The sequence below is a fragment of the Amorphoplanes digitatis genome (assembly GCF_014205335.1).
Lineage (GTDB): Bacteria > Actinomycetota > Actinomycetes > Mycobacteriales > Micromonosporaceae > Actinoplanes > Actinoplanes digitatus.
The window spans coordinates 3,095,364-3,110,121 of sequence record NZ_JACHNH010000001.1 but is presented as its reverse complement, the minus strand read 5'-3'; the positions used below and the strand labels follow the sequence as shown (position 1 = coordinate 3,110,121).

Genomic DNA, 14,758 nt, shown 5'->3' with positions numbered 1-14,758 from the left:
ATGCTCGTTTGTTTTCGTTTCTCAAGGCTTCGTGTCCAAACGAGCAGTCCAAAATGCACAGTTCTAGCGGAGCGCCTCCGGGATCAGGTCGCCGTGGGCGGCGGTCAGCTCGTCGCACAGCTCCCAGATCCGGTCGAGGCTCAGCGTCGCGGCGGTGTTCGGGTCGACCATCGCGGCCTGCCGCACCATCCGCCGGTCGCCGGTCAGCGCCGCCCGCACGGTCAGCTCACCGACGTTGACGAACCCGCGGTTGAGCGCGGCGCACTGCGCCGGCAGCGCGCCGACGCGCTCCGGGCGTACGCCGAGTGCGTCGACCACGCACGGCACCTCGACGGCGTAGCCCTCCGGGAGATTGCTGATCAGCCCGGCGTTGGCCACGTTGGCGTGTATCCGGCGCCGGGTGCCGGTGGTGATGCTGTGGATGACCTGCGGCGCGTACTCGGTCGCGTCGCGGCTGACGTCGAGCGGCTCGCCGGCCAGCACCGCGCGGCGGGTCTCGCGGTACTCGTCCACGTTGTCCGCGCTGATCCGCAGGTAGTCGCCGACCGGGATGCGCAGCCGCTCGATCTCGGCGTCGTCGCGCAGGTACCAGGGCACGTACTCGCTGGAGTGCTCGCTGGTCTCGGTCGGGAAGTAGCCCAGCCGGCGGTACATGTCCATCCGGACCCGGCGGCGCAGCCCCGGGTCGCGCTCCAGCAGCTCGTCCAGCCGCGGATAGAGGCTCTCGCCCCGGTGCTCCAGGCGCAGCAGCCAGGCCTGGTGGTTCACCCCGGCCCCGGTGTAGTCCACCTCGGAGTACGGCACGCCGAGCAGGTCGCTCAGGTCGCGCACGGTCCAGTAGACGGAGTGGCACAGGCCGACCGCCCGCAGGTCCGGCGCGATCGCCGCGAGGTAGCCGATGTTCATCGCCATCGGGTTGGTGTAGTTGAGCAGCCACGCCCGCGGGCACAGCTCGCGCATGTCGGCCGCGATGCCCGCCAGCACCGGGAACGTGCGCAGCGCGCGGAAGATGCCGCCGACGCCGAGGGTGTCGCCGATCGTCTGGCGCAGCCCGTACCGCGCCGGGATCTCGAAGTCCCGGACCGTCGCGGCGTGCATGCCGACCTGGACGGCGTTGACGACGAAGTCGGCGCCGTCCAGGACCACCCGCCGGTCGAGGCTCGTCGTGATCACCGGAAGCGCGCCGAGCTGGGACGCCGTGCGACGGGCGATCGCCTCCGCGGTCTCGAGCCGCTCGGCGTCGATGTCGTGCAGGGCGAGCGTCACGCCGCGCAGCTCGTCGAACGTCAGGATGTCGGCGAGCAGCTCGCGGGTGAAGACGACGCTGCCCGCGCCGAGGAACGCGATCGTGGTCATGGCGGAATTGTTCGGGCCGGTGTCCGAATCGCGCAAGGAATTCTGGCGTATCGCTTGGAAACGAACTATGGTGACTGCGCGTTTGCTCAAGTCAACCACGCTCTCGATGAGGACCGATGCCCCAGAGTTCCCTGCGCCGCGCCGACCGGGTGTCGGCCATCCTGGAGCGCGTCGCCAGCAACGGCTCCGTGGACGCCGGCCACCTCGCCGGCGAGTTCCAGGTCTCCTCGGCCACCATCCGCCGCGACCTCCAGGTCCTCGAGGACCAGAAGCTGCTGTCGCGCACGCACGGCGGCGCGGTCGCGGTCGACGTCGCGTACGAGCTGCCGGTGCGCTACCGCATCGGGCAGCACCGCGAGGAGAAGGCCCTTGTCGCGCAGAAGGTCGCCGCGCTGCTGCCGAAGGGGCCGCTGACGCTCGGCCTGACCGGCGGCACGACCACCCACCTGCTGGCCCGGCTGCTCGCCGAGCGCGTCGACCTGACCGTGGTGACGAACGCCCTGAACATCGCCGCGGAGCTGGCGCTGCGGCCCCGGCTCAAACTGATCATGACCGGCGGCGTGTCCCGCACCCAGTCCTACGAGCTGGTCGGCCCGATCGCCGACCAGGCGCTCGCCGGGCTGAACATGTCCGTCGCGGTGGTCGGCGTGGACGGCATCAGCGCCCGCGGCGGCCTGACCACCCACGACGAGATCGAGGCCAACACCAACGCGACGATGATCCGCCGCGCGGACCGGGTGATCGTGGTGGCCGACGGCTCCAAGGTCGGCCGCGTCTGCCTGGCCAGCATCTGCGCGATCACCGACGTCGCCACCCTGGTGACCGACGCGAGCGCGGACCCGGCCGGCGTGGAGGCGATCCGCCGCACCGGCACCGAGGTGATCGTGGCCTAGCCGGCCTCGGCCTCCTGCTCGCGCTCGATCTGCTGGTTCCACTCGCGCTTGGTGGACTGCCAGCCGTCCTCGTTGAGGCCCCGGCGCCAGTACCCGGAGATCGACAGCTGGGACATCGGCAGGGCGTGCTCGACCCGCAGCAGGGCGCGCAGGTCTTTCACGAACGTCGCCTCGCCGTGCACGAACGCGTGCACCCGGCCGGCCGGGAAGTCCAGCCCGCGCACGGCCGGCACCAGCAGCTCGCCGTGCGGCCGGGCGCCGCGGTGCAGCCAGGTGATCTCGGCGTCGGCGGAGGTCTCCAGCTTCTGCTCCTCCGCCGGGTCCTCGACCTCGATGAACGCCCTGACCCGCGCGCCGGCGGGCATGCGCTCCAGTGCGACGGCGATCGCCGGCAGCGCGCTCTCGTCGCCGGCCAGCAGGTGCCAGTCGGCGTCCGGGTCGGGCGCGTAGCCGCCGCCCGGGCCCATGAAGCGGACCGGGTCGCCGGGCCGCGCGCCGGCCGCCCACGGCCCGGCGATGCCGGCGTCGCCGTGCACCACGAAGTCGATCCACAGCTCCGGCACCTCGGGCAGCCAACGGCGGACCGTGTACGTCCGCACCAGCGGCTGCCGCTCGCGCGGCATCGTCTCGCGGATCACGGCCAGGTCGAACGGCTCCGGGTAGGTAGTGCCGGGCGGCGGGAAGTACAGCTTGACGTAGTGGTCGGTGAACTCTCCGGCGCTCATCCCGGACAGGCCGGCACCGCCCACCACGACGCGAACCATGTGCGGCGTGAGCTGCTCGACCCGGGTGACCTCCCCGAACCGCGCCGCCCGGACTGGCCTGTTCGCCATGAGAACACTTCCCTAATGATGTCGGTCCGGGTAAGGCTACCCTTACGAAACCACCTCCGCCCGGCGCCCCCGGCCCACGCCGCGTATGCATCATCCGGGCACATCGGGTACGACCCGGACGCGAGCGCCCGAGTCGTGGCATGGTGTCCGGATAGGAGGGTGCCATGACCGTGGACCGCACGTTCGTCATCGCCGGCGCCGGACTCGCCGGTGCGAAGGCCGCCGAGACCCTGCGCGCCGAGGGCTTCACCGGCCGGATCCTGCTGATCGGCACCGAGGACGAGCGGCCGTACGAACGGCCGCCGCTGTCCAAGGGGCTGCTGCTCGGCACGGCCGATCGCGCCGACGCCTTCGTGCACGACCCCGCCTGGTACGGCGAGAACGACGTCGAGCTGCGTACCGGCACCACCGTCGGCGCCATCGACCCCGAGAAACGCCGGGTGCGCCTCTCCGACGGCGACGAGCTCACCTACGACCGGCTGCTGCTGTCCACCGGCGCCTCGCCCCGGCCACTCGCCGTGCCCGGGGTGGGGCTGGGCAACGTGCTCACCCTGCGTACCCTCGCCGACTCGGACCGGATCTCCGCCGCCGTGCGCGCGGGCACCCGGCTGGTCATCGTGGGATCCGGCTGGATCGGCCTCGAGGTGGCCGCGGCCGCCCGCGGCCGCGGCGCCGAGGTGACCGTGGTGACGCCCGACGCGCTGCCGCTGCGCAATGTCCTCGGCGACCGCATGGCGCAGGTGTTCCTCCGGCTGCACCGCGACCAGGGCGTCGACTTCCGCTTCGGCACGCAGGTCCGCGAGCTGCGCGGCGACGTAGACGTGTCGCAGGTCGTGCTGACCGACGGCACCGTCGTTCCCGCCGACGCCGTGCTGGTGGCGATCGGCGTCACCCCGAACACCGGCCTCGCCGACCAGGCCCGGCTCCCGGTCGACAACGGCGTGCTCGTCGACCGGCGGTTGCGCACCGCCGACCCGGACATCTTCGCCGCCGGCGACGTCGCCAACATCGACCATCCGCTGCTCGGCGCGCGGATCCGCGTCGAGCACTGGGCGACGGCGCTGAACACGGGCCCGGTGGCGGCCCGCGCGATGCTCGGCCAGGACGTCGAGTGGGACCACCTGCCGTACTTCTTCACCGACCAGTACGACCTGGGCATGGAGTACGCCGGCTGGGTGCCGCCCGGCGCCGCCGCCGAGGTGGTCGTCCGCGGCGACGAGCAGGGCGGCGAGTTCATCGCGTTCTGGACCGTCGACGGGCGGATCGCGGCCGGCATGAACGTTAATGTGTGGGATGTGACCGACCAGATACAGGACCTGGTCCGGGCGGGCCTGCGGGGCGTCCGGGTCGACCCGGCCCGGCTGGCCGACCCGGACGTGCCGCTGTCGGAGGTAGGGACATGAGCGAGGCGCTGACCCGGCTGCTGCGGTGGGAGGAGTCCGGCGGGAACTGGCGTGTCCTGGTGCGCACGCCGGACGCGGTCGAACTGGCCCTGCTCACCTGCGACGCCGGCGAGGAGGTCGACCGGCTGCTCACCGCCGACCCGGCCGTCCTCGACCATCTCGGCGACCGCGACCGCTCCGGGCAGTAGCCCGGCCGGCTACGGCGCGGGCGCGGACGCCGTGACCTCGACGATCAGGTGCTTGGTCAGCGGCTGGTCGCTCTGCGGGCTGTTGTCGGTCAGCGCGCACAGCACGTTCAGCTCCGGCATGTAGCCGGTGACACTGCCCCTCGGTGTGTCGTAGCCGACCGCCCGGTAGCCCCAGACCGTCCGGGTGCTGCCGTCGCGGGCGTGGCTGGTGATGTCGATCAGGTCGAACTCGCCCAGCCCACGCTCCGCCATGTCCTCGCGGTTCATGAACAGCAGCGTGCGCAGGTTCTTGATCCCCCGGTAGCGGTCGTTGTCGGAGTAGATGGTGGTGTTCCACTGGTCGTGCGAGCGGACCGTCGACAGCATCAGCCGCCCCGCCGGTGGCACCACGTCCGGCATCGGCGCCGGGTTGAACTCCGCCTTGCCCGAGGCGGTGAGCCAGACCCGCTCGCGGGCGGGCTGGGCCAGCCGGAAGCCGAACGGCTCGCGGGCCCGGCGGTTGAAGTCCTCGAAGCCGGTCAGCGCCCGGGCCATCACGTCGCGGATCCGGTCGTAGTCCTCGGCGTACAGCTCCCAGGGCGTCGCCGACGCGGGCAGCGTGGCCCGGGCCATTCCGCACAGGATCGCGGACTCGGAGCGCAGCAGCGGCGAGGCCGGCTTGCGCTTGCCGTACGACAGGTGCACGTAGCTCATCGAGTCCTCGACCGTGACGCCCTGCTCGCCGGTGGCCCGCACGTCCTTCTCGGTGCGGCCGAGGCACGGCAGGATCAGCGCGCGGCGCCCGTGCACCAGGTGGCTGCGGTTGAGCTTGGTGCTCACCTGCACGGTCAGGTCGGTGTTGCGCAGGGCCGCGAACGTGGCCGCGGTGTCCGGCGCCGCCAGGGCGAAGTTGCCGCCGAGGCTGACGAAGACCTTCACCGTGCCGGCCGCCATCGCCTCGATGGTGGCGACCGTGCCGAGCCCGTGCGCGCGCGGCGAGACGATGCCGGTCGCCGCGTCGTGCTTGGCCAGCCACTCCTCGGTCGGGTGGTGGTTGACGCCGCAGGTCCGGTTGCCCTGCACGTTGCTGTGGCCGCGGATCGGCGACGGCCCGGCGCCGAGGCGCCCGATGTTGCCCCGCAGCAGGAGCAGGTTGACGATCTCGCGCATCGTGTCGACGCTGTGCTCCTGCTGCGTCAGGCCGAGGCACCAGGCGATGATCGTGCGCCGCGACGCGATGTACCGGCCGGCCAGGTCCCGGATGATCTCCTCGGCGACCCCGGACTGGTGGACGATGTCGTCCCACTCGGTGTCGTCGACCAGCTTGCGGTAGGCGTCGTAGGCGTCGGTGTGCGCTTCGATGAACTCCTGGTCGACGGCGTTCTGCTCCAGCACCACCTTGGCCAGGCCGCGCAGCAGCGCCAGGTCACCGCCGATGCGGGGCTGTACGTTCATGGTGCCGGTCTTCGTGGCACGCATCGTGGCCATCGAGGCGAAGTCGTGCGGCACGATCGTGCGCTTGCTCGCCGCCTCGATCAGCGGGTTGACGTGCACGATCTCGGCGCCGCGCCGGGCCGCCGCGGCCAGCGAGGTGAGCATCCGGGGTGCGTTCGAGGCGGCGTTGACCGCCATCAGGATCAGCAGGTCCGCGGACTCCCAGTCGTCGAGGTCGCAGGTGCCCTTGCCGGTGCCGATCGCCGCGATCAGCGCCCGGCCGCTCGCCTCGTGGCACATGTTGGAGCAGTCGGGCATGTTGTTGGTGCCGAACTCGCGCACCCACAACTGGTAGAGGAACGTGGCCTCGTTGCTGAGCCGGCCGGAGGTGTAGAAGGCGGCCTCGTCCGGGCCGTCGAGACCGCGCAGGGCGTCGCCGACCAGGGCGTACGCGTCGTCCCAGGAGATCGGCACGTACCGGTCGGTCTCCGGGTCGTAGCTCAGCGGCTCGGTGAGCCGGCCCTGGTTCTCCAGGTCGAAGTCGTTCCAGCCGTTGAGCTCGGTGACCGTGTGCTGCGCGAAGAACGCGCCGTCGACCTTCTTGCGGGTCATCTCCCACGTGACGTGCTTGATGCCGTTCTCGCAGACGTCCAGGTGCAGGCCGTTCCGGTCGTCCGGCCAGGCGCAGCCGGGGCAGTCGAAGCCGTCCTTGCCCGGTGCGAGCTTGAGCTGGTTCATCTTGAGGATCGCGTGCGGCGCGGCGAGCGGCTCGCGGGCGGCGGCGATGACGCGGCCGACGCTGCGGGTGGCGCCCCAGCCGGCCGACGGGTGGTCGTCGTCGCGCCGGGAGAAGTCGCCGCCGCGGCCCGGGCCCCGCCCGGTCGCGGGCGTGCCCGGCGAACCCTGCCCCAGCCGGTCTCCAGGGATCTCCGTCATGACTGCTCCTTTCGCCCGGCGCGCGCTGCTGTCACCACGCTTGCACGCCGATCGCAAGATAGCCAACCGCGACGGAAACAGTGGTCGTAGGGTCTTGTCTGCTGCGGATTCGGTGAAAAGATGTCTCCGCGAGGCGTGATATCACTGCGGGAGGCCGGATGACCACCAAGAGCGTGCTTACCAACTTCATCGGCGGGGCCGCGGTCGAGCCGGTCGAGGGGCGCTACGAGGACCTGATCGACCCGTCGACCGGCGAGGTGTTCGCCGCCGCGCCCGTCTCCGGGCAGGCCGACGTCGACAACGCGATGGCCGCGGCCGCTGCCGCGTTCGAGAAGTGGCGGGACACGACCCCCGCCGAGCGCCAGCGCGCCCTGCTGCGCTTCGCCGACGCGCTGGAGGCCCGCACCGACGAACTGGTCGCCGCGGAGTCGCGCAACACCGGCAAGCCGCTCGGGCTCACCGCGAGCGAGGAGCTGCCGCCGGCGATCGACCAGATCCGGTTCTTCGCGGGCGCGGCGCGGCTGCTCGAGGGCCGCTCCGCCGGCGAGTACCTGTCCGGGTACACCAGCTACGTGCGGCGCGAGCCGGTCGGCGTGTGCGCGCAGGTCACACCCTGGAACTATCCGCTGATGATGGCGGTGTGGAAGCTGGCGCCCGCGATCGCGGCCGGCAACTCGGTGGTGCTCAAGCCCTCCGACACCACGCCGGTCACCACGATCATGCTGGCCGAGATCGCCGCCGAGTTCCTGCCGCCGGGCGTGCTCAACGTCGTGGCCGGCGACCGCGACACCGGCCGGGCGCTGGTGTCGCACCGGACCCCGGCGATGGTGTCGATCACCGGATCGGTCCGGGCCGGCATGGAGGTCGCCTCGGCGGCCGCCGCCGACCTCAAGCGCACCCACCTCGAGCTGGGCGGCAAGGCCCCGGTGGTGATCTTCGACGACGCCGACGTCGAGGCGGCGGCCGCGGCCATCGCCGAGGCCGGCTACTTCAACGCCGGCCAGGACTGCACCGCCGCCACCCGGGTGCTGGCCGCGCCGGGCGTGTACACCGACTTCGTCGCGGCGCTGGCCGAGCAGGCACGCGGCACGCGGACCGGCCCGCCGAGCGACGCGGACGTGCTCTACGGCCCGCTCAACAACGCCCGGCAGCTGGACCGGGTCGGCGGCTTCGTCGACCGGCTGCCCGATCACGCAAGCCTCGACGCGGGCGGCGCCCGGGTGGGCGAGCGCGGCTACTTCTACTCGCCGACCGTCGTGTCGGGGCTGCGGCAGAGCGACGAGATCATCCAGAACGAGGTGTTCGGCCCGGTCATCACCGTCCAGCGGTTCACCGACGAGGACGAGGCGGTGCGCTGGGCCAACGGCGTCGAGTACGGCCTGGCCTCCTCGGTCTGGACCGCCGACCACGGCCGGGCGATGCGGATGACCCGGCGCCTCGACTTCGGCTGCGTCTGGGTCAACTGCCACATACCCTTGGTGGCGGAGATGCCGCACGGCGGGTTCAAGCACTCCGGCCACGGCAAGGACCTCTCCGTGTACGGCCTGGAGGACTACACCCGCATCAAGCACGTCATGCACAGTCTCGGGGGCTGACGATGAACTCCGAGGAACTGCACAAGCGCCGCGGCGCCGCCGTCGCGCGCGGGGTCACCTCCGTGATCCCGTCGTACGTCGAGCGCGCGGCCGGCGGCAGCCTGCACGACGTCGACGGCCGGGAGTGGATCGACTTCGGCTCCGGCATCGCGGTGACCAGCGTCGGCAACTCGGCGCCCCGGGTCGTCGCCGCCGTCCGCGAGCAGGTCGAGCGGTTCACGCACACCTGCTTCATGGTCGCGCCCTACGAGTCGTACGTCGCCGTCTGCGAGCAGCTCGCCGCGCTGACCCCGGGCACCTTCGACAAGCGGGCGGCGCTGTTCAACTCCGGCGCCGAGGCGGTGGAGAACGCGGTCAAGATCGCCCGGCACGCGACCGGGCGGCAGGCCGTGGTGGTGTTCGACCACGCGTACCACGGGCGTACCAACCTGACGATGGCGCTGACCGCCAAGTCGATGCCGTACAAGCACCGGTTCGGGCCGTTCGCGCCGGAAGTCTACCGGGCGCCGATGTCGTACCCGCTGCGCGACGGCGGCCTCTCCGGTGAGCAGGCGGCGGCGCGGGCGATCGACGTGATCGAGAAGCAGGTCGGCGCCGCCAACGTGGCGGCGGTGCTGATCGAGCCGATCCAGGGCGAGGGCGGCTTCGTGGTGCCGGCGCCGGGCTTCCTGCCGGCGCTGGCGGCCTGGGCCCGGTCGGCCGGCGCGGTGTTCGTCGCCGACGAGATCCAGACCGGCTTCTGCCGCACCGGCGCGTGGTTCGCCTGCGAGCACGAGGGCGTCGAGCCCGACCTGGTGACGACGGCCAAGGGCATGGCCGGCGGGCTGCCGCTGGCCGGGGTGGTCGGCCGCGCCGAGCTGATGGACGCGGTGCACCCCGGCGGGCTGGGCGGCACGTACGGCGGCAACCCGATCGCCTGCGCGGCGGCGCTGGCCGCCATCGAGACGATGCGCGAGCTCGACCTGAACACCGCGGCGCAGCGGATCGAGGCGTGGTTCCGGCCGCGCCTGGACGCCGTCGCGGCGGCCGGCGCGGGCATCGCCGAGGTGCGGGGCCGCGGCGCGATGCTCGCCGTCGAGCTGGTCCGGCCCGGGACGATCGAGCCGGACCCGGCGCGCGCCGCGGCGGTGGCCCGGGCCTGCCACGACGCCGGGCTGCTGGTGCTGACCTGCGGCACCTACGGCAACGTGCTGCGCTTCCTGCCCCCGCTGGTGATCTCCGAGGAGCAGGTCACCCGGGGCCTGGACATCCTCGCCGGATCACTGCTCGCGCAGCTGCCAGGGTGAGCCGTACTCGACGAGCTTGTCGAGGAAGGGCACGGCGTCGAAGGCCTCCGGGCCCAGGACGCCGGCGCCCTGCCACACCCCGGCGGCGAGCAGCTCCAGGGCGATCACCGGGTTGACGGCCGTCTGCCAGACGACCGCCTGCGACCCGTACTCCCGCATGGACCATTCGTTGTCGACGACGTGGTAGAGGTACACCGTCAGCGGATCGCCGTCGCGGTCCGCGCCGGTGACCAGCGTGCCCGCGCAGGTGCTGCCGGTCATCCGGTGCCCGAGCGCCGCCGGGTCGGGCAGGCAGGCCGCCACCACGTCGCGCGGCGACACCGACACCCCGCCGACCTTGACCGGCGCCGTGCGGTCCAGCCCTAGCTTGCGCAGGGTCTTCAGGACGTCGATGAACTCCTTGCCCAGGCCGTACTTGAAGGTGACCCGCCGCGCGGGCACCCAGCGCGGGATGAGCAGCACCTCCTCGTGCTCGACGTGCACGCACTCGACCTCGCCGATGCCGCCGGGGAAGTCGAAGACCTCCGGCTCGCTCAGCGGCTCGGTGGTGAACCAGCCGCGGTCCGCCTCCCAGATCACCGGCGGGTTGAGGCACTCCTCGATCGTGGTCCACACCGAGAACGAGGGCGCGAAGTCGTAGCCCGCGACGACGAGGTTGCCGCCGTCCCGGATGCCGATCTCGTCGATCCGGGAGAAGAGGTGATCGGCGGCGTACCTCGCGAAGACGTCGGACAGGCCCGGCTCGACGCCCATGCCGACAAGGGCGAGCCGGCCCTCGTCGAGCCAGCGGCCGGCCGCGGCGAACTGCTCGTCGCCCAGCTTGACGCCGGTGAGTGAGTACGGCTGCTCGGCGTGCGGGCGCGACAGCGACATGGCCATGTCGAGGTAGTCGGCGCCGGCCGCGTGCGCGCCGTCGAAGATCGGCATGACGAAGCGCGGGTCGACGGCGTTGAGCACGTGGGTGATGCCGTGCTCGCGGCAGAGCGCGGTCACGGCCGGCGCCGACGAGGCGTCCAGCTCGGCCGCGACGAAGCCCTTCGGCTCATGCCCGGACACCGCCGCCTGTGCGCGGGCGAGGTCTCGGTCGGCGACCACGAAGCGTTCGTAGAAGTCGCGGCGGGCGGCGATGCCGACGGCCGCGGCGCCGACGCCGCCGGCACCTACGAGCAGTACACGCATGACAACGCCTCTCCGCGTAACAAGCACCGAAAACGTGTTACGAGCACGTTAGCGCGACGGAAACGCTTGTCAATGGCCCAAAAATCTGCGATAAACGCAGTTGTGAGACCACGACACCGCCGGCCCGGAGCGCCCGCGCCACCTTCGGGGGGTCAGCGCGACGGAATCACGGGACCGGCCGGAACTCGCCAACGGATTCCGTTGCGATTCCCCCGGGCTCAAGCCAGAATCGCAGCGTGACGGACCTGGCCCTGGACGATGTCAACAAGCAGATCATCGAGCACCTGCAACGCGACGGACGCATGTCCTACGCCGGGCTCGCCAAGATCATCGGGTTGTCGGAGGCGGCCGTCCGGCAGCGCGTACAACGCCTGCTCGACGGAGGCATGATGCAGATCGTCGCGGTCACCGACCCGCTGATGCTGGGCTTCGCCCGGCAGGCGATGGTCGGCGTCAAGGTGACCGGCGACCTGCGCCCGGTGGCCGAGGCCCTCGCCCAGATACCCGAGGTCGACTACGTCGTCTACTGCGCCGGCGGCTACGACCTGCTCGTCGAGCTCGTCTGCACCGACGACGAGCACCTGCTGACGCTGCTCAACGACTCCATCCGTGCGGTGCCGGGCGTCACCGGAACGGAGACATTCATGTACCTGAAGCTCGCCAAGCAGACCTACGCGTGGGGGACCCGATGACCGAAGAACTCTCCGCCGCCGCCCGGGACCATCTGTGGATGCACTTCACCCGGATGTCCTCATACACCGGCGCCGGCGCCGCCGAGGTGCCGGTCATCGTGCGCGGCTCCGGGCCGTACATCTGGGACCAGCAGGGCCGCCGCTACCTGGACGGGCTCTCCGGCCTGTTCGTGGTGCAGGCCGGGCACGGCCGCACCGAGCTGGCCGAGGCCGCCTCCAAGCAGGCCTCGGAGCTCGCCTACTTCCCGCTCTGGTCCTACGCGCACCCGACCGCGGTCGAGCTGGCCGAGCGGCTCGCCGCGCTGGCGCCCGGCGACCTGAACCGGGTCTTCTTCACCACCGGCGGCTCCGAGGCCGTCGAGAGCGCGTGGAAGCTGGCCCGCAGCTACTTCAAGCTGACCGGCAAGCCGATGAAGACCAAGGCGATCTCGCGGACCATCGCGTACCACGGCACCACAATGGGCGCGCTGTCGCTCACCGGCCTGCCGCTGATCAAGCAGGAGTTCGAGCCGCTCGTGCCGGGCGCGCTGAAGGTGCCGAACACCAACTACTACCGGCGCCCCGACGAGTCCATGAGCGAGGAGCAGTTCGGCATCTGGGCCGCGGACCGCATCGCCGAGGCCATCGAGTTCGAGGGCCCGGACACGGTGGCCTGCGTGTTCCTCGAGCCGGTGCAGAACGCCGGCGGCTGCTTCCCGCCGCCGCCCGGCTACTTCCAGCGGGTCCGCGAGATCTGCGACCGCTACGACGTGCTGCTCGTCTCCGACGAGGTGATCTGCGCGTTCGGCCGGCTCGGCGAGTACTTCGGCTCGGCCCGCTACGGCTACACCCCCGACATCATCACCTGCGCCAAGGGCCTGACCTCCGGGTACGTCCCGCTGGGCGCGATGATCGCGTCCGAGCGCCTGGTCGAGCCGTTCCTGACCGGCGCGAACTCGTTCTCGCACGGCATCACGTTCGGCGGGCACCCGGTGGCGTCCGCGGTCGCCCTGGCCAACCTCGACATCTTCGAGCGCGAGGACCTCAACGGCCACGTCCGGGCGAACTCGGCGCTGTTCCGGTCCTACCTGGACCGGCTGACCGACCTGCCGATCGTCGGCGACGTCCGCGGCGACGGCTACTTCTTCGGCATCGAGCTGGTCAAGGACAAGGCCACCAAGGCCACGTTCGACGCCGACGAGTCCGAGCGGCTGCTGCGCGGCTTCCTGTCCCGCGCGCTGTTCGAGAGCGGGCTGTACTGCCGCGCCGACGACCGCGGCGACCCGGTCATCCAGCTCGCTCCCCCGCTGATCTGCGAGGAGCAGCACTTCGCCGAGATCGAGCAGGCGCTGCGCTCGGTGCTCACCGAGGCCTGGACCCACCTCTGAGCGCGTCGTACTGGCTGGCCGCCGCGCACGAGCCGGCGGCCGCCCGGTCGCCGCTGCCCGGCGACCGCGACGTCGACGTCGCGATCGTCGGCGGCGGGTACACCGGGCTGTGGACCGCGTACTACCTGGCGCGCGCCGACCCGGGCCTGCGGATCGCGGTGCTGGAGGCCGAGTACGCGGGCTTCGGCGCGTCGGGCCGCAACGGCGGCTGGTGCTCCGGGCTGTTCCCGGTGCCGGTGAGCGCGCTGGCCCGCCGGCACGGGCGCGACGCCGCCGTGGCCATGCACCGCGCGCTGGCCGCGAGCGTGGACGAGGTGGGCCGGGCGGCCGCGGCGGAGGGCATCGACTGCTCCTTCGCCAAGGGCGGGACGGTGGCGCTGGCCCGCTCGGCCGCCCAGCTGCGCCGGGCCGAGGCTTCCGCGCGCGAGGCCGAGGAGTACGGCCTGGACGTGCGGCTGCTGGACGCCGCTGCGGCGGCGGGCATCTGCGGCGCGACCGGCGTCCGCGGCGGAACCTTCAGCCCGGACTGCGCCTCGCTACAGCCCGCGACCCTGGTCCGCGGCCTGGCCACGGCGGTCGAGCGCGGCGGCGTCGCGATCTACGAGGGCACCCGGGCGCTGCGGCTGTCGCGCGGGTCGGTGGTCACCGACCACGGCACGGTACGCGCGGACGTCGTGGTCCGCGCCCTGGAGGGCTACACCTCCGGGCTGGCCGGGCACCGGCACGCGCTGGCGCCGGTGTACTCGCTGATGATCGCCACCGAGCCGCTGCCGCCGTCGGCGTGGGAGCGGATCGGGCTGGCCCGGCGGGAGACGTTCACCGACTATCGGCACCTGATCGTCTACGGTCAGCGCACCGCCGACGACCGGCTCGCGTTCGGCGGGCGGGGCGCGCCGTACCACTTCGGGTCGCGGGTGCGCCCGGCGTACGACCGGGAGCCGGCGGTCTTCGACGCGCTGCGCCGGGCCCTGGCCGACCTGTTCGGCGTGTCCATGCCGGTCGAGTACCGGTGGGGCGGGCCGCTGGGCATCCCCCGGGACTGGATGCCCTCGGTAGGGCTCCGCGACGGCGTCGCCTGGGCCGGCGGCTACGTCGGCGACGGCGTCGCGGCGGCCAACCTGGCCGGCCGGACGCTCGCCGACCTGATCACCGGCGCCGGCACCGACCTGACCGGGCTGCCCTGGGTCGGGCACCGGTCCCGGCGCTGGGAACCGGAGCCGCTGCGCTGGCTGGGCATCAACTCCGTCCGGCACGCGACCGCCCTGCGCGACCGGCTGGAACGCGCCCGTCCTTAGGATTTCGCGAATAAAGGTGCAGATGTCGATCGACCGGCCGATGGAAGGGCCGAGAGTAGATCATCTGACGGGAGTACGGCATGGCGGTAGAAGGCATCGGCCCGGCGAATTCGACCGGTTCCGCCGCGCGCATCGAGTTCCAGCGGTTCCAGGAGAAGGTCGCCTCGGACCTCGCCGAGAAGAGCGCACAGAGGGTCGCCGCCGCGGACAAGGAGGCGGTCGTCAAGACCGACGTGAAGGCGCTGGCGGAGCGGCAGGAGAAGACCGGCACCGTGGACCTGATGGTCTGACCGAATACGCCCCGCGCGGCACGCCGCGCGGG

At 72.1% G+C, this 14,758-nt stretch carries 13 protein-coding genes; 9 read left to right on the top strand and 4 right to left on the bottom strand.

Features of this window, described 5'->3' with window-relative positions:
• Window positions 1-63 precede the first annotated feature (63 nt).
• Window positions 64-1,356 (bottom strand): alpha-glucosidase/alpha-galactosidase, encoded by a 1,293-nt coding sequence (locus BJ971_RS13400; protein ID WP_184993020.1) that lies wholly within the window; start codon window positions 1,354-1,356, stop codon window positions 64-66.
• Between the two features lie 116 nt (window positions 1,357-1,472).
• Here BJ971_RS13400 and BJ971_RS13395 point away from each other — a divergent pair, with 116 nt between their 5' ends.
• Window positions 1,473-2,249 (top strand): DeoR/GlpR family DNA-binding transcription regulator, encoded by a 777-nt coding sequence (locus BJ971_RS13395; protein ID WP_184993018.1) that lies wholly within the window; start codon window positions 1,473-1,475, stop codon window positions 2,247-2,249.
• Here BJ971_RS13395 and BJ971_RS13390 read toward each other — a convergent pair.
• Window positions 2,246-3,082, bottom strand: coding sequence for a siderophore-interacting protein (locus BJ971_RS13390; RefSeq protein ID WP_184993016.1), 837 nt, complete (start codon window positions 3,080-3,082; stop codon window positions 2,246-2,248). The genes BJ971_RS13395 and BJ971_RS13390 overlap by 4 nt on opposite strands.
• A gap of 164 nt (window positions 3,083-3,246) precedes the next feature.
• Between BJ971_RS13390 and BJ971_RS13385 the strand changes: the two genes are divergently transcribed.
• Complete coding sequence (locus BJ971_RS13385) at window positions 3,247-4,485, top strand: NAD(P)/FAD-dependent oxidoreductase (protein WP_184993014.1); 1,239 nt, start codon at window positions 3,247-3,249, stop codon at window positions 4,483-4,485.
• Window positions 4,482-4,673 (top strand): hypothetical protein, encoded by a 192-nt coding sequence (locus BJ971_RS13380; protein ID WP_184993011.1) that lies wholly within the window; start codon window positions 4,482-4,484, stop codon window positions 4,671-4,673. Before BJ971_RS13385 ends, BJ971_RS13380 begins: the two co-directional genes overlap by 4 nt.
• Window positions 4,674-4,682: 9 nt before the next feature.
• Here the strand turns inward: BJ971_RS13380 and BJ971_RS13375 are convergent, their stop codons facing one another.
• A complete protein-coding gene (locus BJ971_RS13375) occupies window positions 4,683-7,022 on the bottom strand; it encodes an FdhF/YdeP family oxidoreductase (protein WP_184993009.1) in 2,340 nt (779 codons plus the stop codon).
• Window positions 7,023-7,180: 158 nt separating this feature from the next.
• Between BJ971_RS13375 and BJ971_RS13370 the strand changes: the two genes are divergently transcribed.
• Entirely contained in the window at window positions 7,181-8,617 is a 1,437-nt protein-coding gene (locus tag BJ971_RS13370; protein WP_184993007.1) for a gamma-aminobutyraldehyde dehydrogenase, read from the top strand.
• A gap of 2 nt (window positions 8,618-8,619) precedes the next feature.
• Window positions 8,620-9,903 (top strand): 4-aminobutyrate--2-oxoglutarate transaminase, encoded by a 1,284-nt coding sequence (gene gabT / locus BJ971_RS13365; protein ID WP_184993005.1) that lies wholly within the window; start codon window positions 8,620-8,622, stop codon window positions 9,901-9,903.
• On the opposite strand, the gene BJ971_RS13360 is transcribed toward gabT, so the two are convergent.
• Complete coding sequence (locus tag BJ971_RS13360) at window positions 9,877-11,082, bottom strand: saccharopine dehydrogenase family protein (protein ID WP_184993003.1); 1,206 nt, start codon at window positions 11,080-11,082, stop codon at window positions 9,877-9,879. The genes gabT and BJ971_RS13360 overlap by 27 nt on opposite strands.
• Window positions 11,083-11,318: 236 nt before the next feature.
• On the opposite strand from BJ971_RS13360, the gene BJ971_RS13355 reads away from it, so the two are divergent.
• From BJ971_RS13355 to BJ971_RS13340, 4 genes are all read left to right on the top strand, one after another.
• Window positions 11,319-11,774: an Lrp/AsnC family transcriptional regulator gene (locus tag BJ971_RS13355; protein WP_184993000.1), complete on the top strand. Its 456-nt coding sequence runs from the start codon at window positions 11,319-11,321 to the stop codon at window positions 11,772-11,774.
• Window positions 11,771-13,141: an aspartate aminotransferase family protein gene (locus BJ971_RS13350; RefSeq protein WP_184992998.1), complete on the top strand. Its 1,371-nt coding sequence runs from the start codon at window positions 11,771-11,773 to the stop codon at window positions 13,139-13,141. Before BJ971_RS13355 ends, BJ971_RS13350 begins: the two co-directional genes overlap by 4 nt.
• On the top strand, window positions 13,126-14,436 hold the full coding sequence (locus BJ971_RS13345; protein ID WP_184998826.1) for an NAD(P)/FAD-dependent oxidoreductase: 1,311 nt from the start codon (window positions 13,126-13,128) through the stop codon (window positions 14,434-14,436). The genes BJ971_RS13350 and BJ971_RS13345 overlap by 16 nt, the downstream gene beginning before the upstream one ends.
• An 80-nt stretch (window positions 14,437-14,516) precedes the next feature.
• A complete protein-coding gene (locus BJ971_RS13340; protein ID WP_184992996.1) occupies window positions 14,517-14,726 on the top strand; it encodes a hypothetical protein in 210 nt (69 codons plus the stop codon).
• Window positions 14,727-14,758: the final 32 nt, after the last annotated feature.